The 21,823-nt window shown below is 39.7% G+C and carries 17 protein-coding genes; 3 read left to right on the top strand and 14 right to left on the bottom strand.

All coding sequences use genetic code 11. The features are described from left to right. Positions 1-2: 2 nt before the first annotated feature. Genes UMU13_RS04535 through UMU13_RS04495 form a run of 9 tightly spaced genes read right to left on the bottom strand, consistent with a single transcriptional unit; the run spans position 3 to position 10,079 of the window. Positions 3-2,255, bottom strand: a complete 2,253-nt coding sequence (locus UMU13_RS04535; protein WP_328217416.1) for a penicillin-binding protein 1A — start codon at positions 2,253-2,255, stop codon at positions 3-5. 5 nt (positions 2,256-2,260) lie between these two features. Next, the gene (gene uvrB, locus UMU13_RS04530; RefSeq protein WP_328217414.1) at positions 2,261-4,237 is read right to left on the bottom strand and encodes an excinuclease ABC subunit UvrB; all 1,977 of its coding nucleotides are present in this window, start codon (positions 4,235-4,237) and stop codon (positions 2,261-2,263) included. Next, positions 4,234-5,010: a formate dehydrogenase accessory sulfurtransferase FdhD gene (fdhD, locus tag UMU13_RS04525; RefSeq protein ID WP_328217412.1), complete on the bottom strand. Its 777-nt coding sequence runs from the start codon at positions 5,008-5,010 to the stop codon at positions 4,234-4,236. Before fdhD ends, uvrB begins: the two co-directional genes overlap by 4 nt. Further along, positions 4,970-5,581, bottom strand: coding sequence for a molybdenum cofactor guanylyltransferase (gene mobA / locus UMU13_RS04520; protein ID WP_328217410.1), 612 nt, complete (start codon positions 5,579-5,581; stop codon positions 4,970-4,972). The genes fdhD and mobA overlap by 41 nt, the downstream gene beginning before the upstream one ends. A 14-nt stretch (positions 5,582-5,595) precedes the next feature. After that, positions 5,596-6,480, bottom strand: a complete 885-nt coding sequence (locus UMU13_RS04515) for a PHP domain-containing protein (protein WP_328217409.1) — start codon at positions 6,478-6,480, stop codon at positions 5,596-5,598. A gap of 3 nt (positions 6,481-6,483) precedes the next feature. After that, positions 6,484-7,053: an indolepyruvate oxidoreductase subunit beta gene (locus tag UMU13_RS04510; protein ID WP_328217408.1), complete on the bottom strand. Its 570-nt coding sequence runs from the start codon at positions 7,051-7,053 to the stop codon at positions 6,484-6,486. Positions 7,054-7,079: 26 nt separating this feature from the next. Beyond that, on the bottom strand, positions 7,080-8,846 hold the full coding sequence (iorA, locus tag UMU13_RS04505; protein WP_328217406.1) for an indolepyruvate ferredoxin oxidoreductase subunit alpha: 1,767 nt from the start codon (positions 8,844-8,846) through the stop codon (positions 7,080-7,082). 6 nt (positions 8,847-8,852) lie between these two features. Continuing rightward, entirely contained in the window at positions 8,853-9,416 is a 564-nt protein-coding gene (locus UMU13_RS04500) for a hypothetical protein (protein WP_328217405.1), read from the bottom strand. Next, positions 9,417-10,079, bottom strand: a complete 663-nt coding sequence (locus UMU13_RS04495; RefSeq protein WP_328217404.1) for a histidinol phosphate phosphatase domain-containing protein — start codon at positions 10,077-10,079, stop codon at positions 9,417-9,419. A gap of 367 nt (positions 10,080-10,446) precedes the next feature. On the opposite strand from UMU13_RS04495, the gene UMU13_RS04490 reads away from it, so the two are divergent. The 3 genes from UMU13_RS04490 (at position 10,447) to UMU13_RS04480 (ending at position 15,483) form a co-directional block, all read left to right on the top strand. Beyond that, the gene (locus UMU13_RS04490; protein WP_328217402.1) at positions 10,447-11,724 is read left to right on the top strand and encodes a c-type cytochrome; all 1,278 of its coding nucleotides are present in this window, start codon (positions 10,447-10,449) and stop codon (positions 11,722-11,724) included. After that, complete coding sequence (locus UMU13_RS04485; RefSeq protein WP_328217401.1) at positions 11,724-12,821, top strand: hypothetical protein; 1,098 nt, start codon at positions 11,724-11,726, stop codon at positions 12,819-12,821. Before UMU13_RS04490 ends, UMU13_RS04485 begins: the two co-directional genes overlap by 1 nt. Positions 12,822-13,098: 277 nt before the next feature. After that, positions 13,099-15,483 carry a vitamin B12-dependent ribonucleotide reductase gene (locus UMU13_RS04480; RefSeq protein WP_328217400.1) on the top strand — a complete coding sequence of 795 codons (2,385 nt, stop codon included), beginning with the start codon at positions 13,099-13,101 and terminating at the stop codon, positions 15,481-15,483. A gap of 60 nt (positions 15,484-15,543) precedes the next feature. Here UMU13_RS04480 and murI read toward each other — a convergent pair whose 3' ends face one another. The 5 genes from murI to UMU13_RS04455 form a co-directional block, all read right to left on the bottom strand. Next, the gene (murI, locus tag UMU13_RS04475; RefSeq protein WP_328217399.1) at positions 15,544-16,314 is read right to left on the bottom strand and encodes a glutamate racemase; all 771 of its coding nucleotides are present in this window, start codon (positions 16,312-16,314) and stop codon (positions 15,544-15,546) included. 110 nt (positions 16,315-16,424) lie between these two features. Then, positions 16,425-18,011 carry a citramalate synthase gene (gene cimA / locus UMU13_RS04470; RefSeq protein WP_328217398.1) on the bottom strand — a complete coding sequence of 529 codons (1,587 nt, stop codon included), beginning with the start codon at positions 18,009-18,011 and terminating at the stop codon, positions 16,425-16,427. Beyond that, the gene (locus tag UMU13_RS04465; protein WP_328217397.1) at positions 18,001-19,230 is read right to left on the bottom strand and encodes an aspartate kinase; all 1,230 of its coding nucleotides are present in this window, start codon (positions 19,228-19,230) and stop codon (positions 18,001-18,003) included. Before UMU13_RS04465 ends, cimA begins: the two co-directional genes overlap by 11 nt. A gap of 15 nt (positions 19,231-19,245) precedes the next feature. Beyond that, entirely contained in the window at positions 19,246-20,412 is a 1,167-nt protein-coding gene (locus UMU13_RS04460; protein ID WP_328217395.1) for a cofactor-independent phosphoglycerate mutase, read from the bottom strand. Between the two features lie 18 nt (positions 20,413-20,430). Continuing rightward, positions 20,431-21,744 (bottom strand): homoserine dehydrogenase, encoded by a 1,314-nt coding sequence (locus tag UMU13_RS04455; protein WP_328217393.1) that lies wholly within the window; start codon positions 21,742-21,744, stop codon positions 20,431-20,433. Positions 21,745-21,823 lie beyond the last annotated feature (79 nt).

Below are 21,823 nucleotides of genomic sequence, written 5' to 3'. Positions count from 1 at the left end.
AATTATTTAACAACTTTTTGCTCTTCCGGGTTTCTGTAAAACGGTTCAAAGGAATACTGCTCGGAGTAACTGTCCGTAATCTTGTGGGTTTCTTTGTCCACTTTGTAATAGTAAACGTTATCCGTTGAAGGCATTACTTCATAGTCCCTGTATTTAACGGCATCTTCGGTAAAATCAATCCATGCCGGTAGTGCAGCTCTTGCACCAGTTTCCAGATTACCGATAGTTTTATATTCATCAAATCCCGTCCAGCTGCCGATAGTTAAATTAGGTGTAAATCCGACAAACCAGGCATCGATATAGTCATCTGTCGTACCTGTTTTACCTCCCATTACACGGTGAATATGACTGGCCCTGCGGCCGGTTCCGTTTTCTATGACATTTATCAGCATATCCGTCATAATCTGGGCAGTCTCAGGTTTCAGCGTCCTTTCTGCAACTGTCGGCTTTTGTTCATAGATTATCTCGCCGCTTCTGTTAACCATTTTGGTTACATAAAAAGGCTTCATTCTTTCTCCCATATTGGGAAAGACCGAATATGCATAAACCATCTCTTTCAGCGAAATTGCACCTGAGCCAATGCTTATCGAAAGATTGTTTGCAAGGTCTGAGGTTATTCCAAATTTTTCAGCATAATTTTTTATTGTGGAAACACCGATCTGATCAGCCAGTTTAATTGTAACAACGTTTCTGGACTTGGTAAGTGCCTTCTTCAATGTTGTAAAGCCATAAAATTCCTTTTCAAAATTCTCAGGCCGCCAGAACTCGTTCTTATTTTCCATGGTTTTTATAATAGGTGCGTCAAATACCAGAGACATGGGGTTATATCCATTTTCCATCGCTGCGGAATAGACCACGGGTTTGAATAAGCTTCCCACCTGTCTTCTAGCATCCACCGCCCTGTTGAACATGGATTTTTCATAGTCATAGCCACCAACCATGGATAGAATTGCACCCGTTTTGGGATTTATAACCATAAAAGAGCCTTCAACCTGAGGCTCCTGGGTAAGCTCATAATAAGGTTCTTTCTCAGCACCTGTATTTTTTACCAGGATATAATCTCCCTCTTTTATAATTGTTCTCAAGTCATCCAGCCTGTTGCTGTCCCCTTTATAGGGGTGGGCCCACCTGCAGTCTCTAAGAAAAATGCTTGCTGTATTGTTATCAATTTTTATTTCAGCCTTATATCTGCCCACTTCGGATACTTCGGCAACAATGTAGTTCCCCTCTTCTGTTATATATGAGATATCTTTAAGTTTTTTATCAATATCACTTTCGCTTTCATTTCCTATAGGGCCGAAATACCCCTGTCTGTTTGTCACTTCGGCCAAATTCTTTTTCACAGCTTTTTCAGCTAATTTTTGAAATTTCATATTCAAAGTAGTATAAACCTTATAGCCTCTGCTTTCCAAGTCATTTATATTTAACTCTTTTTCAAGGTTGCTTATCACATAGTCCACAAAGTAGCTGGCTGTTCTTCTCATGTTGGGGGCTTCGTCAATAATTTTTATTTCTGTTTGTGATGCCTGATTGTATTCATTTTCTGTTATAAAGCCCTCTTCGTACATCCTGTATAACACATGATTTCTTCTTTCCTTGGCTTCATCCGGATTAATATGCGGAGCGTAGTATCCGGGTGCCTTCGGAAGTCCTGCTATCATTGCGCATTCTGCTAAGGTAAGATCGGATACATGTTTGCCGAAATAAAAACGTGCTGCAGCTTCCACTCCATATGCACCTCTGCCGAAATATACCTGATTCAGATACAGCTCCAGAATTTTGTCTTTGGTTAAATAATTATCTATTTTGTAGGCCAGAATAGCCTCTTTTACCTTCCGCTTAAGTTTTCTTTCCGGAGTTAAGTATATAACTTTGACAAGCTGCTGAGTTAATGTACTTCCTCCCTCAACAATGCGTCCTGCTTTAAGATTTACAAAAAACGCCCTGACAATTCCCTTTAAATCTATCCCGTCGTGCTCATAAAAACGGCTGTCTTCAACTGCAATCAAAGCCTTTTCAAGTTTATCAGGAATTTTTTCAAGACTAACCGGATATCTTCTTTTGCTGCCGAGCTCTGCAATAGTTTTATTGTCTCTGCCATATAAAATGGTGGGCTGTTTATATTTGAAATCTTTCAGTTGTTTGATGGACGGCAGTTCGCTGTTGAGCTTAAAGAAATAAGCACCAAGCCCAATAGTTACCGATAAAGTCAAGACGACAAGCAGTATGCCGGTATATAAAAGAAATTTTTTCATTTTATTTATTTTTTTGCCTTATATTCAAACAGCATATCTCTGATTTTCGCTGCTTTTTCATAGTCAAGTTCCTCTGATGCTTTATACATTTCTTTTTCCATAACTTCAATGTCTTTTTTCCTGTCACCGGTCAGCAGTCTCTCAACGGCATCATCTTCAACCTCAACTGTTACATAGTCTTTCTCGTAAATACTGTCCAGAATATTTGTTATCTCACTCTTTATCGTTTCCGGTGTTATTCCATGTTTTTCGTTATATAACTGCTGTTTTTTTCTTCTTCTGTTTGTTTCCTCAATAGCGAATTTCATCGATTTCGTCATTTTGTCTGCATAAAAAATAGCTTTGCCGTTTACATTACGTGCTGCGCGGCCTATTGTCTGTATAAGGGATCTGTCAGAACGCAGGAAACCTTCTTTGTCAGCATCAAGTATTGCAACAAGGCTTACTTCGGGAATATCAAGCCCTTCCCTCAACAAATTTATACCCACCAGCACATCAAACTTCCCAAGCCTCAGCTCTCTGATTATTTTTATCCGCTCCAGAGTATCAATTTCCGAATGCAAATACTCAACCCTTAACCCCATCTCTTTATAATATCTTGTCAGATCCTCAGCCATCCTTTTTGTAAGAGTTGTCACAAGAATCCTTTCGCCTTTTTCAACAATACTGTTAATCTCGCTGTATAAGTTGTCCACCTGGTTTTTTGCCGGCCTAACTTCGATTGCCGGGTCCATAAGTCCGGTGGGTCTGATGATTTGTTCAACAACAGTATTGCCGGAATCAGTAATTTCAAAGTCAGCGGGTGTTGCACTGACATATAAAACCTTATCCAGCCTTTTATTAAACTCATCAAATCTAAGCGGTCTGTTGTCAAGAGCTGAAGGCAGTCTGAAACCAAACTCCACAAGTGTTGACTTTCTGGATCTGTCACCCTTGAACATCCCCCTGACCTGAGGAATTGTGATATGTGACTCGTCCACAATCACAAGTGAATCCTCGGGGAGATAACTAAGCAGTGTCGGCGGAGTATCTCCCGGATTGCGCCCGTCGAAGTATCTCGAATAATTTTCGATACCGTTGCAGTACCCCGTTTCCTCAATCATCTCTATATCGTACATTGTTCTTTGAGTAAGCCTCTGGGCCTCAACAAGTTTGTTTTCTTTTTCGAGTATAGCTGTCCGCTCCAAAAGATCGGATTTGATTTGTTTTATAATTTTATCCACACTCACAGCGGATGTCACGTAGTGTGTATTGGGGTAAACGGCAATTTTCGGTCTCTCCTTTATTGTTTTCCCCGTTATAGGGTCAAATTCGGAAAGCCTTTCCACCTCATCACCGAAAAATTCTATTCTGTAAGCTAAACTGTCCTCATGCGACGGAAAAACTTCAACAGTGTCACCTTTAACACGAAAAACACCTCTGTGAAAATCATAATCATTCCTGTCGTATTGTATATCCACCAGTTTCTGCAACACCTCTTCCATGCTCCGGTCATCGCCGGTTTCAAGGGTGACAAGCATTCCGTAATAGGCTTCCGGAGAACCTAATCCATAAATACATGATACACTTGCAACAATTATAACATCTCTTCGCTCGAGCAGACTTCTTGTGGCTGAATGGCGCATTTTATCTATGTTGTCATTAATGGAAGAATCCTTTTCTATGTATGTATCAGACTGGGGGACATAAGCCTCAGGCTGGTAATAATCATAATAACTCACAAAATATTCCACTGCGTTATCAGGGAAAAATCTTTTGAATTCGCCGTAAAGCTGGGCAGCAAGCGTTTTATTGTGAGCAATAATCAGTGTCGGAACTTCAAGCTGTTGTATAACGTTTGCCATGGTGAATGTTTTGCCGGAGCCTGTGACACCCAAAAGCACTTCTCTTTTGACGTTGTCACGGTAATTTTCGACTAGCTGTGAAATTGCCTCCGGCTGATCACCGGTGGGCTGGTAGTCCGATACCAAATCAAAAGTCATTCAATCCTTCCCGGATCATTAAATACAGTGAAACCTTTTTTACCGGTTAACCCGGCCAGTGTCATATTGGACTTTTCTGCCAAATCAATCCCCAATTTAGACGGAGCAGTGCGTGAAACAACGATCGGAATCTCTGCACGGCTGCATTTTAGTATCATTTCAGAGGTTAATCTGCCCGTCGAAATCAAGATACCGTCTCTTGATAAGTCTTTCAAAACAATACCGCCTACAACTTTATCTATAGTATTGTGTCTGCCTATATCATCAGATGTAAAACAGTCACCATCAGAACCGGCAAAATAAGCCTTATGGACACACCTGGTTGCACTGTGCAAATCGGATTCTTTTTCCATAACCCCGAAGTGATTCAAAATATCTGCGGCACTGATTTTAAATGCTGAATCAATTGTTTTTATGTCATCATATGTTTTATCCAGCACTTTGCCGCCGCCGCATCCGGATGTAATGGTCCACGTGGAGTTGCTGCCCAACGGTCTCGGATCTTTTAGATAAACATATATGTTATAATTTTCACACATCCTGTAATTAACTACATCATCCGAAGTGTTTATTATCCCGGAAGTAAATAGGAACCCATATGTAAATTCCTTTTGCTGTTCAGGAATAAGCATAACAGATGCAAAAAACTCTCCGTTTACATGAATATTGTGCCTTATTTCTTTGATAATAAGGGATTCTTCTTCAGCGAATGTGCCGTCATACCTGATTGTCTTACAGCGTGTAACCAATTTTTTTGAGAATTTCCACTGCATCTTTGTAATCCTTCTTTGTATTTATATTGATAAAACTCAGCATATTCTCATCAAACTGCCTGCACTCTTCTTCATCCACATATCTGACGTCAATCTCATCCATCATATCAATAATGCGGTAATTACCTTTAAAATATTGCTTTTTCAAATTAGTCAATAGACATTTACTGTAAAACCCCGTCAATGTATGTATCTTATTATTAGTTTTCGGGAGAACTGCATCCCCGTCTTTTAAAGACATATATTCTACAAGCTTCCTTTGAACAAAAGGAGTATCAGCCGAGGCAACAAAAACCTTTTCGTATTTGGAATTTAATAATGCAGTAATAATCCCAACCAACGGACACTGTTTGTCATAAACATCGGCAAGTAATCTCACATTGTTTAAATCGCTGAATTTGCCGGGATTTTTGCATATAACCATTGTATCATCAGATAAATCTGAAAGGCCGTCAGCCAGAATTGAAGTCAGACTTCTGCCGTTAATAGCCGTCAGGGTTTTATCCTGTCCAAAACGTCTGCTCTGACCGCCGGCAAGTATTGCAACAGAGAATTCACAGCCTGCTTCCATAATCTGCCTTTCCTTTATAGATTATATAGATAAAGATTCCTCCGGTCTATTACTTCGAGTAATTTTTCTATTATAGCCGGATTTAAACTGCAGTCCACCCCCATAAAAATATTGGGCTTAACATTGGGACCATGATAATCACTGCCTGCGGTATAAAAACAATTATTTTCATCAGCAACTGACCGAAAGAATCTTACTTCCACGGAATTGTGATAACTGGAAAACACCTCGACAGCGTCAAAAGGAAAATCAAACAAATCGGGCATTATATTGCCGGGATTAAGTATTGGATGTGCCATTGAAAAAACAGCTCTGCCGTACATTTTGTCAAAAAATTCTCCGATATCAATCAGGGGCACGTGAACGTGAGCTAAACCGCCTTTTGCGAAAAAATCAAAATAGAAACTTGTATAGGGCGAATATGATTTTTCCCCTTCAATATATTCTGAAAGCAAAGTTTTATTATCTTCATTTTTCAGCAGCGTATTGAGAAATGTTACTCCGGAAGGGACATTGCCAACTGCATAATTCATCAAATCATTAAAACTTATCTTAAACCCCAGATTCTTAAGGGCTTTTACCCTTGCATGAGCCTGCTTTAGTTTATTTTCATTTATTATTTCAAATACGCTATGAAGAGCCTCATCTTCAGAGGTTATACCATAAGCCAGAACATGTACCTCATGTTCACCGTAGAAGGTTGAAAATTCTGCAGCGGGTATCATAACGGTACCAATGTCCCTTTTAAAGCCTTTTAACTTGTTATATCCGCTAATGGTGTTATGGTCGGCTATTGCAAAATATTCTATATTTTTCTGTTTGACATATTTTAATATTTCTTCAGGAGAATATTCACCGTCGGATGAACAGTTAGAGTGTATATGCAGATCAATTATCATATATCAGGCATTAAACCCCAGATCAAAAGCCTTTAAATTGTATTCAACGGTTTTTGGAGGAACTTTTTCGCTTATTACATTCTCCCAATATTGTTTTTCAAAAGGAAGCAATGTGGCAAGCTTACCTAAAACCACTGTACTTGTCACTTTTCTGTTAAGCGCCTGTTCTGCCAAATCAAATGCATCTATCATATAACTCTTGTTAAATTTCTTTATATTATCTTCCACATAATTTTCAGGATATTCTTCCTCTCCGCCTGCAGTACCCGGCGCATGAATTCTGCCGCTGTTAAGTATCAAACTGGTTCTTTTATTTATATATTCAAGATATCTCAAAAATTCCATCCTTTCAAAAGATACCAGTATATCCACACTGCCCACCGGAATTACGGGCGAAGCTATTTTTTCACCAATTCTAACATGGCTGACAACACTCCCACCCCTCTGTGCCATTCCGTGTATTTCACTTTTTTTCACATCATAGCCTGCAGATAAAGCCACATCACAGACGATATCGCTGGCTAAAACTGTTCCCTGTCCGCCGACACCAACCATTAATATATCAAGTTTCATGAAAACTCCTTAAATTCTGCCACTTTTTATTCGCCGCGTTTTTTTATAGCTTCAAATTTGCAGACTTTCGGACAAAGCCCGCATCCTGTGCACAGTGTTTCGTCTATGAATGCAAGTCTCTTTTCGCTGTCCCATAGAATAGCCGGGCAACCCAGTCTCACACATGCTTTGCATCCTGTACACTTATCTTCAAGAATGTAGTACGGACTTGAAATAACACTTTTATCTGCAAATATGCACGGTCTGTTAGTAATTATTACACTCAATTCCTCTCTGGCTGTTTCTTCCTTAAGGGTATTCAGGCATTCTTCAACATTAAAAGGATCCACCACTTTCACATGACTGATTCCCATACCCCTGCACAACACCTCTATGTTAACCTGAGGAGCAGGAGAACCTTTTATCGAAAGACCTGTGGCAGGGTTTGGCTGATGTCCTGTCATCCCTGTTATTCTGTTATCAAGAATAATTACAGTTGATGTTCCGGAATTGTAAAAAGAATTTATAAGTCCGTTAATACCTGTATGCAAAAAAGTTGAATCGCCGATTACCGCTACTGATTTTCTGGCATATTCGCCATTGGAGCCTTTGTCTATGCCATGTGCCATCGATACACTGGCACCCATACAGATTGTAGAGTGCATAGCAGACAACGGAGGCAGAAGACCGAGCGTATAACACCCTATATCTCCGGCGGCAAACAGTTTCAGTTTATTTATAGCATGAAAAATACCCCTGTGGGAACAACCGGGACACATATTCGGCGGACGTTGAGGCAGCTTGTCATTGATATCACTGTAGAGCGGTTTATAGTTTCTGCTGACATATCCTTTTTCAGAAAATATATCATTTAAACGTTCAACAGAAAGCTCACCCATAAGTGATCTGTTCAAGTTTTCCACATTAATACCGTGTGCCTTCAGCTCATTTTCTATAAATGGATCAAGTTCTTCAACCACAAAAAGTTTTTTCACTTTCCCGGCAAACTTTTTTATCCCATCTAAAGCAAGAGGATAAACCATATCAAGCTTAAGAACGGAAGCTTTTGGTAAAGCCTCTTTAACATATTGATAGGCAATCCCGGAGGAAACTATCCCTATGTCTGTATTGTTTATTTCCTCGTGTATAAAATCACTTAAATTGTGATTCAAATCACTTTGAATCTGTTCAAGTCTGTCTTCCACAAAATAATGCCTTTTACGTGCATTGGCCGGCACCATGACCCATTTCGGAATATTGACTTCCAGTTCTTTTCGTTCAGTTTCTTTTCTGCTGCCGAGTTCAACAACAGACATGCTGTGGGAAAGTCTTGTAACCGATCTGAGTAGAACAGGAGTGGAGTATTTTTCTGATATTTCCATCGCTTTCTGAACAAAATACTTGGCCTCGCTGCTGTCGGCAGGCTCCAGCATAGGTATTTTTGCAAACCTTGCATAATGACGGCTGTCCTGCTCGTTCTGAGAGCTGAACATATTGGGATCATCTGCAACAACTACAACCAAACCTGCATTTACTCCGGTGTAGCTCAAAGTCATTAAAGGATCTGATGCCACATTCAGCCCGACATGCTTCATACATGTCATTGACCGTGTTCCTGCGAGACTTGAGCCGATGGTAACTTCCATGGCCACTTTTTCATTTGTAGCCCATTCGGAATATATTTCATCAAAATATTTTATATTGTCAGTAATTTCACTGCTTGGTGTTCCCGGGTAAGAACTTACAACGCCGATTCCTGCCTCATAAGCACCTCTGGCTATTGCAGCATTGCCGCTCAACACACGTTTTGTCATCAATTTCTACTCCCAGTTTTTTAACAGTTCCAGCAATCTGCTGTCAGGATAGTTTTTAGCAAATTGATCCAGCTTTTTTTGTGTATAACCTGATTTTAAAAGTTCTCTGTAGTCCCATAATCTTTCCAGATAAGAGCCTTGTGTATATTGGGACAAATTTATGCTTTCCCCAAGATCATAAAGGAGGCTATCAGCCAATTCTTTATATGAGCCTCCGGTTTTATTGAGAAGCTCTTTTGCTTTTTCAATATTTCCGGCATTCAGGTAGAGGTTTGCGGCTCTGTATCTGGCATAAGATGCAGTTTCATCCACTTCAGTGCCTACTCTAAGAAAACTTTCAACCTGCCGGCTGGCGAGATTATCCGTTTGAAACATTAGCTCATACTGGCCTAATCTGCTGATTTTCTGCTGTTTATTACTTTGAATCACGGTAAAGACACCGTAAATGACTATGATGGCAAGGATTACTCCTCCGATGGATATCATTATCTTTTTGAAGTTTTTTTCAAGAAATGCCTCTACCTTATCGACAGGTACCTCTTCACTCTTATGCTGCTTTTTCTTGGCCATTTAAACCTCCAGTTTGGAATTGAAAATAAATTTATTGTTTTCAAAAGTTTTTCTTATTTCTTCATCCCTCAGTCCGCAGCCTCTTAAAATTTTAACTGCCATATCAGAGGTGACGGCATCACCCGGCTCATGAAAATCATTATTAATAACGAGATTTGCCCCTGTTTTAAGTGCAGTTTTAGCTACATGACCGTTGGTGAGGCTGTGCCCCTTCCTTGTTGTTATTTCAAGATAAACATTATTTTCGGCAGCCATTGAAGCATCTTCCTCACTAATCAATCCCGGATGAGCAAGGATATCCACGCCGGCTTCAATAGCGGCTCTGTTGGTGCCGTTTTTTACAGGCTCAACAATTGTTTCGCCATGCACAATGATTATATCGGCTCCATTTTCCTTTGCCATATTCTTCAGTTCGTAAATTTCATCCGGTTGTACGTGCGTGAATTCAACACCCACAAGTATGCTGAAGTTGGGATTACTTGAGTTTATTTTTGTTTTTAGTCTGAGCTGATTTTCGAGTATAAATCTGAAATTAGTCAAATCTGCATGGTCAGTTAAAGCAATTCCTTTATAACCGAAAGCCTCGGCCCTCATGGCCGCCTCTGCAGGGACTAATCCGCCGTCACTAAATATTGTATGTGTATGCAAATCGTATTCAAACATAAGCTTCAATAATATTCAAAACTCACTAAAAATCAACAATAAGTTTTTTTGGCATCACTCCAAAATTCACATAAAGTTAGCTAACATACTACTGATTTCAATATTATATGCTCACTCAACATTCTAAACGATTTCAACCAAATCAACTATTTCACTACCTCACTACTTCACTATCTCACCAGTTCACTATAAATGATACCTTTCTTTACATTTTTTCACAATTAATTCTTGTGCATCAACCTTGTGATAAGATATAATTAAAGCAGAAAAACTGCAAACAGGTTTTTGTTATTATATTTTATCAAAAAAGCTGATGTGGGTTTAATTGTTTTTGAAGTGTTAAAAATTTATTGGCAAGGAGGCAGCAATGGATTTTCCTTTTTGGATTCATCCTTATATTTCAGGAGGTCAGCTGATTGCATCAATAGCAATACTGCATGTTTTCATTTCTCACTTTGCAGTTGGAATGGGGCTGTATGTGGTGCTGGCAGAACAGAAAGCTGTGAAAAATGAAGACGGGGAACTACTGAAATTTGTAAAAACAAACAGCTCTTTAATACTTTTTATCTCAGCTATTTTAGGGGCACTGACAGGTGTCGGGATATGGTTCAGTATTGCACTGGTTTCACCGGCCGGAACCGGCTCTTTAATTTCCATTTTTGTGTGGGGATGGGCCAGCGAATGGGTATTTTTTGTTCTGGAGATATCCGCTCTGCTTATGTATTACTATACATGGGACAAAATCAGCCATAAAACACATATCTTTATAGGCTGGCTGTATTTCATCGGAGCATTTTTCAGTCTTGTTATTATCGCAGGGATAATAGCCTTTCAGCTTACTCCCGGAACATGGAATACGGACAGGACATTTTGGAGTGCATTCTTCAATGCCAGCTATCTGCCTCAGGTTGTGGGAAGATTTGGAATCAGCCTGATTCTGGCAGCCGTTTATTCCACACTTGTTCTCTCCTTTACAAAAAATGAGAGGGTTAAAAAAACTGCCGGACACTTTTCCGGGGTATTTGCTGCCGCAGGGTTCATTCTGACATTTGGCGGATTTTACTGGTGGGAAATCTCACTGCCTCAAAATATACAGGGACTCCTATCCGGGGGCAATGCCATACTTACCAACTTTTTCAGGTACGCATCTTTCACTGCACTCGGTCTTGCAATTGTTTCTCTTTTCTTCACCTTTGTAATTCCTAAGAAAATAAACATTGTAGTGGCAGTGATTTTGATGGTAACAGGACTTTATAGTTTCGGATATTATGAATTTGCCAGAGAACGTGCCAGAAAACCTTTCATTATCATGGACTATATGTATGCCAACGGAATATTGAAAAGTGAGGTCAGCAGACTAAACAAAGATGGCATCCTTTCAGAAGCCGACTGGACTCTGCTGGGCAAACCGGATACAAAAATCTCAAAAGGAAGGGCTGTCTTTGAAGCGGAATGTGTGAGCTGCCATGAAATCGAAGGTTATAATGCCCTGAAACCAAAAGTGCAGGGTATGGGTGAACAGGATTTAGCTTTTTTCCTCACAATGCTTGATTCCAACCCCCTGATGCCGCCTTTTGTGGGAACGGAAACGGAAAGAAAGGCGCTGGCAGCGTATATAAACAAAGAAGTAAACGGAGGTTCATAATGGAAAGCTTAAATATAATTCCCTCTTTTCTCCCCATAGGAATATCATCCCCTCCTGCACTATTTGTGTTTTTCCTGACTTTCACATTTTTCCTGCATATAATTTTTGTTAATCTCACTCTGGGCGGGAGTTTATTGCTGCTCAGCTCCAAATACATTTCGAAAATTTATGGTGATAACAACTATAATATGATTGCCGAAGAGTTAGGATATTTAAACACTTTTAATATATCACTGACAGTGACGACAGGTGTCGCTCCTTTACTGTTCGTGCAAACAATTTACGGCAATTTCTTTTATACTTCTTCGTTTCTGCTGTCATTTAAATGGCTTTTTGTGCTGGCTGCGGTTATTTTTGCCTACTATTTCTATTATCTGTACAAAATGAAGCCTCTGTATATAAGGTATTCCGGAGGCAAAGGAATTATTTTTATTGTTCTTGCCGCACTGCTTTTTCTTTATGTGGCATTTATGCTTGTTAGCAACACAGTTCTTTCAACGCACCCTGAAGCCTGGAAAGAAGTATATCTGAATAAAAGAGCTTTCTTTGACCTTCCGACACTCTTGCCCAGGTATATACATTTTGTGTTTGCAGCTACTGCTTTTGCCGGACTTTTTCTCATGGTGTACTCCAGAATGAGAAAATCATTTTCTAAGGAACTGAAAGAAAAAATGTACAGTTTCGGGAAAAAATCGTTCTTTGTTGTAACACTGGCTCAAATACCGGTTGGAATCTGGCTTCTGCTTTCCCATGAAAAAGAAATAATGATGCTTTTAATGGGAGAAAGTCTGTTGGGAACAGTTTCTTTTATTATTGCCTTAATCGCTGCAGCGGCTGCTCTTGCTGTGGTACTGCTAAAGAAAGACAATATCTATCTTTTCGCAGGCCTGGGGGTTGTGATAACAATTTTCATGGTGCTTATCCGAAGAACCATAGAAAACGGTTATTTCAGCAAATATGTAAATATCTATAATATGGAAACCAACCCCCAATGGGGAATTTTTATAATATTCCTTGTACTGCTGGTTGCAGTTTTGGGAATATTAGGTTTTACACTTTTCAAAATTAACAGAGAGTTAAAACCGGAGAATAAATAATTTTTCCTGTCTCCGGCAAAAACAGCCAATGAATTATAAACAGAGCGGAATATATACTTATCCGCTCTGTTAACCAATCAGCAACACTAACCAAATAACTGATATTATGGAACTTTTTAAGCAATGAATTTTTTATTCTAATGCTGCTAATTACTTAGAACGATATCAAAAATCTATACTTGATTATTTGAAAATTACCACTTATTATTTTTTTAATTATCTTTTGTTAACAAAGCTTTTACGTTTTAATGCTTATTTTAAAGGAGGTTGTGCTTCAATGGAGGACAATAAAAGGGAAAACAAAGGCAGCAAAAAGAAAAATAACCTAAAGATCAATTACCAGGAGATAAAAAAACGGTTAAATGAAGAACCTCAGCTATCTGCTAATGCGGTAACGGTCCTCAGAAGGCGTTACCTTAAGAAAGATGAAGAAGGCAATGTCATTGAATCTCCCAAAGAAATGTTTCAGCGTGTTGCCATTAATATAGCTCAGGCTGAGCTGTTATATAATAAAGACTGCGACATAAGTAAAACAGCAGAAGCTTTTTACAATGAAATGGTATCTCTTAGGTTTTTGCCAAATTCACCCACACTTATGAATGCCGGCAAAGAGCTTCAGCAGCTTTCTGCATGCTTTGTGCTGCCGGTAAACGACTCACTGGAAGAAATTTTTGAATCTGTTAAGCATACCGCGCTTATACACAAATCAGGAGGCGGCACAGGTTTCTCTTTTTCAAGGCTGCGTCCCAAAGATGACGTGGTGAAAACTACAAAGGGTGTTTCCAGCGGTCCCGTTTCCTTTATGAGTGTTTTTGATTCTGCAACAGAAACTATAAAACAGGGAGGCACAAGGCGCGGTGCCAATATGGGTATCTTACGTATTGACCACCCGGATATAATGGATTTTATTTATGCCAAAAGGGATAAATCCCGTCTTACCAATTTTAATCTTTCAGTGGGTATAACAGAAGAGTTCATGAAAGCAGTTGATGAAAACCGTGAATACGACCTTATTAATCCAAAAAATAAAAAAGTATTAAAAAAGTTGAATGCCAGAGAAGTTTTCAATGAAATGGTAACCTTAGCCTGGGAAGGCGGTGATCCCGGAATAATTTTCCTTGACAGAATCAACAGAGACAACCCCACCCCGCAAGTCGGTGAAATTGAGAGTACAAACCCTTGCGGAGAGCAGCCGCTGCTGCCATATGAATCCTGCAATCTCGGCTCAATTAATGTGAGCAGGTTTGTTGATAACGGTAATATTAAGTGGGAAGAGCTACAAAACACAGTAAAAACGGCTACACACTTTCTGGACAATGTTATCGACATGAACAAATACCCTATAAAACAGATAGAGGATATGACAAAAAGAAACAGAAAAATCGGACTCGGCATAATGGGATGGGCAGACATGCTATCAAAGCTGGACATTCCTTATAACTCCGAGGAAGCTTTAAAGCTGGCTGAAGACCTTATGAAATTTATTAGAGACAAAGGCAGAGAAGCATCATCAGAGATTGCAAAAATAAGAGGCAATTTCCCAAATTTTGAAGGAAGTATTTATCCGGGACTTGGTTTTGAATACATGAGAAATGCCACTATAACCACCATTGCTCCCACCGGAACTATATCTATAATAGGCGGAAGTTCCAGCGGAGTGGAGCCTTACTTTGCAATAGCTTTTTACAGAAATGTGATGGACAACGACAAGCTTGTGGAAGTCTGCCCTACTTTCCGTGAAATATCTAAAAAGGAAGGATTTTTCAGCTCGGAGCTTTTTGAATACATTGCAGAAAAAGGTACGGTAAAAGAGAGCACAGTGGTGCCGGAAAAATACAAGAAAGTTTTTGTCACTGCTCATGAAATATCTCCAAACTGGCACGTCAGAATGCAGTCGGCATTCCAGAAATTTACCGACAATGCTGTGAGTAAAACTGTAAACTTTGCCAATGAAGCTACTCCTGATGATGTAAGAGAGGTATATGAACTGGCATATAAAGAAGGTTGTAAAGGTATTACAATATACAGGGACGGATCCAGAACCGGCCAGGTTTTAAATGTAGGTACATCTAAAGATAAAGAAGAGGGTAAGGAAGAAGAAAAATTCCTTGAAGTAAAAGGTACTTTCAGCCCCAAACCCAGGCCGAAAATGCTTATGGGAAGAACTATCGAAATGATGACAGGCTGCGGCAAACTGTATGTAACTATCAATTACGATGAAGAAGGAGAACCTTTTGAGGTTTTCACAAGCATGGGCAAAGCAGGCGGCTGTGCCCAAAGTCAGTGTGAGGCAATGGGCAGACTTATTTCACTCGCATTAAGAAGTGGAGGAGAACCGGAAACCATTATTAAACAGTTGAAAGGAATTTCCTGCCATATGAGGTACGGTTTCGGTCCTAATCAGGTTTTAAGTTGTGCTGATGCAGTGGGCAAAGCGATTGAAAAAGCAGTAAGTAACCCTATAGAAATAAGCGTGATTAATCAGGAGAAAGTAACGGTAGATAAACTTCTTGAAGAAGCCGAAAAGGGAGAAAAAAATGTTGAAGAGAAAACAGACACTCCTACTGTAAAAAACGGTGCCTGTCCTGAGTGCGGCGGCCCGATTCAGCATGTGGAAGGTTGTGACGTATGTTACTCCTGCGGCTATTCACACTGCTCTTAAAAGATAATTTATGAAACATGACAGGACAGCTTCAGTTTGTATCTCAGTCTGAAGCTGTCCCTATTTTTCGATATTAACTTCTGAAATTTTTGTTTCTCCGAGTATTTGTTGTGCAAATTTTTCAAATGAGCACGCGTCGTCAGTTACAAATATTTCTCTTTTGCCATTTTCTTTAAATGGAATATTCAGGTTTTCTATGTCTTTTAGTATTGCTTCAGCAGAATCAACAATGTTAATATCCGGGAAAAGTGATTTTATGCGCTCCTTTAACAGAGGATAATGTGTGCACCCCAATATCAGCGTATCTATTCCTTTTCTGTGAAGTGTTCCGACATATTCTTTTATTACCATATCCGTTATTTCGTGATGGATTCTACCTTCTTCCACAAGGGGGACGAAAAGCGGACAGGCTTTTTGATACACATCAATGTCTTCGTTTATTTTTTTTATTGCATTATAGTAGGAGCGGCTTTTCACCGTTCCATTTGTTCCTATAATACCAATTCTTTTGTTGAGACTTGTTTTAACTGCCTGGTAAGAACCGGGTGCAACAACACCGATAACAGGTACGCCGAATTTTTCCCGAAGAAAATCAATTGCATAAGAGGAAGCCGTATTGCAGGCTATCACAAGGGCGTCCACATTAAAATTAGAAATGAGAAAGGATGCACATTCTCCACTGTAACGTCTTACGGTGGAAGGAGATTTGTTGCCGTACGGAACCCTTGCCGTATCTCCCAGATAGAACAAATCCGCTTCAGGAAAATTTTCGGCAATACTTTTAAAAACAGTAAGCCCCCCTACTCCGGAATCAAAAATACCTATTGTCACTGTCGCTCCTGTTTGGTTCAACGTTCAAAGTTCTAGGTTCAAAGTTCCAAACTAAACTACCCCTACAACCCTTACTACCTTCAACAACATCTAACTACATCAAACAACCTCTATTTATACGTATCCTTAAACAGTTTGTATTCGATAGAATCCACCATGGCCTGATAACTTGCATCAATGATGTTTTGTGCAACACCTACAGTGCCCCAGGCATCCGTCTCATCTTTGGATTCTATCAGAACCCTTGTTATAGCCTTTGTACCGTCTTTACCGGTAAGAATCCGTACTTTATAATCCACAAGATCCATAGTCTTTAAGCTGGGGTAGAATTTTTCCAGAGCCTTTCTCAGAGAATTATCAAGAGCATTAACCGGGCCGTTGCCTATTGCTGCTGTATGCTCAATATCTCCTCCGACTCTCAGCATAACGGTAGCCTCTGCAAATGGAGGTTCAATGGCACTTCTTTTTTCGTCTATAACGCGGAAGCTCAAAAGGTCAAAAAACTTTGTAAAGTTACCTATAGCTTTACGAACCAGAAGTTCAAAAGAAGCCTCAGCACCTTCATATTGAAACCCTTTATTTTCAAGTTCTTTCAGTTTTTCCAACAGACTGTTCATATTTGGATCATTGCTGTCGAGTTCAAGGCCAAAATCCTTTGCTTTGTACATAAGGTTACTTTTGCCTGAAAGATCGGAAACAAGTACCCGCTGAGTGTTGCCGACGAGTTCGGGTTTAATATGTTCGTAGGTTCTGGCATTTTTCAAAATAGCACTTACATGAACTCCGCCTTTATGAGCAAAAGCAGCTCTGCCGACATAAGGCTGGTGAATATTGTGTTTGAGATTTCCGAGTTCGTTGACAAGCCTGGAAAGAGACCAGAGTTTTTTCAGTTTTTCATCTTCCACACAGTCATAACCATATTTCAACTGAAGGTTTGGTATAATTGAGCAGAGGTTCGCATTACCGCATCTTTCCCCGTATCCGTTTATCGTTCCCTGAATGTGTGTAATACCATTGCGGACAGATAAAACAGAGTTGGCGACGGCACATTCGCTGTCATTGTGGCAGTGAATACCAAGGGGGTAATCCCCAGTAACTTCTCTTACTTTCTTGATTATATCAACCAATTCATCGGGCATAGTCCCGCCGTTTGTATCACACAAAACAAGGCAATCGGCTTTTGCATCCATAGCAGCCTTAAGCGTTTTTAACGCATACTCAGGGTTGGCTTTGTAACCATCGAAAAAGTGTTCAGCATCGTAAAAAACATTGCTGACCTTTTTTTTCAGATATGCAATTGTATCATTGATAAGTTCCAGATTATTTTCCAGAGATATTTTTAAAGCTTCGGTAACATGCAAATCCCACGTTTTGCCGAAGATTGTTATATTGGCCGCTCCACTTTGCAAAAGCGCCTGAATGCTTTCGTCATTCTCACAGCTTTTTTTCGCCCTTCTTGTGCTGCCGAATGCGCATATTTTTGCCGGATTTACTTTGGATTTTTTAACTTCGTTAAAAAATTCGATATCCCTGGGGTTAGAGCCAGGCCATCCCCCTTCGATAAAATCAATTCCGAAATCATCAAGCTCTTCGGCTATCCGTACCTTGTCCTGTACGGTAAAGTTAACATCTTCCGACTGAGTACCGTCTCTGAGTAAAGTATCATAAAGTACTAAAGTTTTATCTTCATGAGGCATCTTCTCCCTCCGGCAATAATTTTTCATGTAATACCCTGACAGCAAGTTCCGAATATTTTTCTTCAATTACAGCTGAAATTTTTATTTCACTTGTGGAAATCATCTGTATATTGATATTATTTTCCTGTAGTGTTTTGAACATATCAGCAGCAACACCGGCATGGCTTTTCATACCAACACCCACAACCGATATTTTAGCAATCTTTTCATCGCTGATAACATCCTTAGCTTCTATATCTTTGGCAACCTTTTCACACACATCCATTGCTCTTAAAAGATCTGTTTTAGCCACAGTGAAGGAAAGGTCTGTTTTCAACTCAACACTTACGTTCTGGATAATCATGTCAACATTTATATGATTTTCGGCCAGTCTGCCAAAAATTTCAGCTGCAATCCCCGGTCTGTCCGGAACACCCCTTATAGTAATTTTTGCCTGATTTTTATCTGCTGTTACACCTGAAACAATAACTTTTTCCATCTCTATATCCTCCTTTGTAACTAATGTACCGGGTTTTTCTTCCATAGATGACAGTACCATTATATCAACACCATATTTCATGCCGAATTCAACGCTTCTCGATTGAAGGACTTTTGCCCCCAGCGATGAGAGTTCAAGCATTTCCTCATATGATACTTTATCAAGTTTTCTTGCTCCTCTGACAATGCGGGGATCAGCCGTATAAATACCATCAACATCCGTATATATTTCGCAGACATCCGCATTTATAGCAGCAGCTATTGCCACAGCCGTAGTATCTGAACCGCCTCTGCCGAGTGTTGTTATATCTCCGGTCTCCGGGAAAATACCCTGAAAACCTGCAACAACACAGATTTTGCCTTTACTTATCGCCTCTTTCAAGCGCTCAGCACTGATTTCCTTTATTCTGGCCTTTGAATGTGCGCCATCGGTAACCATCCCTATTTGGGGACCGGTAAAGGATATCGCATCATAACCCATCTCTTTCAATGCCTGGGTAACAAGGGCGATACTCGCCTGTTCTCCGGTTGAAACAAGCATATCGTATTCTCTTGGATCATATTTGGGGCTTATTTCTGTTAGCAAATTTATAAGTCTGTCGGTTTCCCCGCCCATTGCAGAACAGGTGACCACTACGTCGTGCCCTTCATCTTTGCGTTTGGCTATTCTTTTTGCAACATTTTTAATCCGCTCTACTGAGCCGACGCTGGTTCCACCGAATTTCATGACCACCAAGCTCATCGTATACCTCCTGGGTTAAATTATCGATTTATTAATAAAATAATCAGCTATCTTATAACCATCATTGATGTCAAAAGAAGGTTTTATAAATTCAGAAAAATATACATTTTCATCCTTTTTCACATTACTGCCGTAAATTATTGCCGGTACAGGATCGGCAACATGTGTTTTTAATGAAATGGGTGTGGGGTGATCAGGAGTAAGGAGAATTCTGAAATCATCAAAATTGCTGAGTCCGTCCATTATAATCGGCAGCATGATTTTATCAATATTCTCAACAGCATTAATTTTCTCTTCGGCACTTCCCATATGCCCGGCTTCATCCGGTGCTTCAACATGGACAAAAACATAATCTTTATTTTTAAGTGAGTTTACAGCATATTTTGCTTTGCCCTCAAAGTTTGTATCGATAAAACCGGTGGCTCCGGGTACATCAATAACATCAAGTCCTGCAAATTTGCCTATTCCCTTTATCAAGTCCACAGCCGCCACTACAGAACCACTCACTCCATATAATTTTTGAAACGAATCCAAGAGCGGTTTTCTGCCTTCCCCCCAAAGCCATATGCCGTTTGCATTTTCTGACTCCATGTTTGCTATAATATCATTAGCCCTTTTCATAACAGCCTTTAATTTTTCTGCACCTCTGCCGGCGGGCAGATAGTCGCTAATATATTTACCCATTATATCATGAGGCGGTGTGGATGTTAAGTTATAGTCGCAGTTTCTAACAATCATGAGATTTCTGTAACCGACACCGCTGTAAAATTCAAAGCCTTCATTTTTAAATTCCTTATTAAGCATCCTGATGATTTTTTCTGCTGTTTCCTGGGAAACGTGTTCCCCACTGAAGTCATCCATTTTGGAATAATTTTCAGAATAAGTTACAATATTACAACGAAAGGACATATCGTTATCATCCAGATCTATCCCTTTACTGGCAGCTTCCAGAGGGCTTCTGCCGGTGTAATATTTGCGGGGATCGTAACCAAATACACTGAGATTGCAGATATCACTGCCGGGATACATGCCTTCGGGAACAGTATGTATTTTTCCGCAGGACCCGTTTTTGGCCAGATAATCCATATTAGGTATATTTGCATATTCAATTATTGTACGGTCATCCAGCTGAGGTATTCTGTAATCAGCCATTCCATCACAAAGTAAAACAAAATATTTCATTTAAACACCTTGTAAATATTATATGCCTTCCACTCTGATAACAACAGTTTTGTCTCTCACGAAATCGGAATTATCAAGCTCATCCACTGCATTTTTTACATTTCTTCCAATTGTTTCATAAGTCATAAAAACAAGAGGAACAATCTCACCAGGCGAAGTTTGGGACGGTTGTATAGCTGAATTGATACTGATATTATATTTCCCAAGTACTCCGGCTATTTTTGACAAAACCCCGGGCTTATCTTCAGCACTGAAACGCAGATAAAATGCAGACTCGATATCATTTATATCCTTTACAGGAAAATATGACTTATACTCTTTTGTAAAACCGAGAACAGGAACCCGTGACGGGCATTTACATTTCATATCCCTGGCAATTGTTATAATATCGGAAACAACTGCACTGCCGGTGGGAAGACTGCCTGCCCCGCGCCCGTAATGTATTGTTCTGTCAAGTTTATCGGATACAAAATAAACTGCATTAAAAACATCCTGAACTTTGGATAAAATATAGTTGTGGGGAATTATAGTCGGGTGTACCCGAACTTCAATATCGTTATCATTCTTTTTTGCAATGGCCAGCAGTTTTATCTTACAACCAAGTTTTTTGGCAAACTCAACATCCACACATTTGATATTAGAGATACCTTCCACAAAAACATTTTCAAAAGGCACTACAGTATTGAATGCTATTGATGAAAGGATGGAAATTTTATGTGCAGTATCAGTCCCTTCCACATCAAAAGTGGGGTCAGCTTCAGCATACCCAAGACTCTGGGCATCTATCAGCACATCGGCAAATTCCTTTTCCTCTTCCTCCATTTTGGTAAGAATATAATTTGCTGTTCCATTGATAATACCGTAAATCTCTTTAACATTATTGGCAGCCAGGTCTTCTTTAAGCACTCTGATAACGGGGATTCCGCCGCCAACACTCCCTTCAAAACCAAGACACACATTATTTTCTTCTGCAGCCTGAAAAATATCCTGTCCGTCCACTGCAAGCAGAGCTTTGTTTGCTGTTACAACATGCTTTTTATTGGCGATAGAATCCATGATAAAGGTCTTTGCAGGGCTGTAACCCCCGATCAGCTCTATAACGATATCAATCTCTTTATCATTTATGACGTCGTAAGCATCGGTGGTTTTGTTGGGGACGTTTTCCAGATAATCATCCTCAATTTCCTCAATCTTTAAATCGGCCACAGTTTTAACATTAAGGGTAAAGCCGGTTTTGTCCTTAATAACTTCTTTGTTATCCAAAAGTACTTCCAGTGTACCTCTGCCCACTGTGCCGTAACCGATAATTCCAACATTAATACTCTTTTTCACTTAAAAAACCTCCTGAAAATATAGCTTGGGATATTACTATTTAGCCTCTTCAAAGTCAAGCGCATAACTTTTAAACCAA

Origin of the sequence: Flexistipes sp. (assembly GCF_036172515.1) — a bacterium.
GTDB lineage: Bacteria > Chrysiogenota > Deferribacteres > Deferribacterales > Flexistipitaceae > Flexistipes.
This window is presented reverse-complemented; position numbering and strand designations above follow the sequence as displayed.

Bases quoted from the DNA above. Each gene is read 5' to 3' on its own strand.
- UMU13_RS04490 (WP_328217402.1), top strand. From the start codon at position 10,447: ATGGATTTTCCTTTTTGGATTCATCCTTATATTTCAGGAGGTCAGCTG.
- uvrB (WP_328217414.1), bottom strand. From the start codon at position 4,237: ATGACTTTTGATTTGGTATCGGACTACCAGCCCACCGGTGATCAGCCG.
- UMU13_RS04465 (WP_328217397.1), bottom strand. From the start codon at position 19,230: ATGAGCTTGGTGGTCATGAAATTCGGTGGAACCAGCGTCGGCTCAGTA.
- UMU13_RS04460 (WP_328217395.1), bottom strand. From the start codon at position 20,412: ATGAAATATTTTGTTTTACTTTGTGATGGAATGGCTGATTACAGAATA.
- iorA (WP_328217406.1), bottom strand. From the start codon at position 8,846: ATGACAAAACGTGTGTTGAGCGGCAATGCTGCAATAGCCAGAGGTGCT.
- mobA (WP_328217410.1), bottom strand. From the start codon at position 5,581: ATGGAAGCAGGCTGTGAATTCTCTGTTGCAATACTTGCCGGCGGTCAG.
- UMU13_RS04535 (WP_328217416.1), bottom strand. From the start codon at position 2,255: ATGAAAAAATTTCTTTTATATACCGGCATACTGCTTGTCGTCTTGACT.
- fdhD (WP_328217412.1), bottom strand. From the start codon at position 5,010: ATGCAGTGGAAATTCTCAAAAAAATTGGTTACACGCTGTAAGACAATC.
- UMU13_RS04495 (WP_328217404.1), bottom strand. From the start codon at position 10,079: ATGTTTGAATACGATTTGCATACACATACAATATTTAGTGACGGCGGA.
- UMU13_RS04500 (WP_328217405.1), bottom strand. From the start codon at position 9,416: ATGGCCAAGAAAAAGCAGCATAAGAGTGAAGAGGTACCTGTCGATAAG.
- UMU13_RS04515 (WP_328217409.1), bottom strand. From the start codon at position 6,480: ATGATAATTGATCTGCATATACACTCTAACTGTTCATCCGACGGTGAA.
- UMU13_RS04480 (WP_328217400.1), top strand. From the start codon at position 13,099: ATGGAGGACAATAAAAGGGAAAACAAAGGCAGCAAAAAGAAAAATAAC.
- cimA (WP_328217398.1), bottom strand. From the start codon at position 18,011: ATGCCTCATGAAGATAAAACTTTAGTACTTTATGATACTTTACTCAGA.
- UMU13_RS04485 (WP_328217401.1), top strand. From the start codon at position 11,724: ATGGAAAGCTTAAATATAATTCCCTCTTTTCTCCCCATAGGAATATCA.
- UMU13_RS04510 (WP_328217408.1), bottom strand. From the start codon at position 7,053: ATGAAACTTGATATATTAATGGTTGGTGTCGGCGGACAGGGAACAGTT.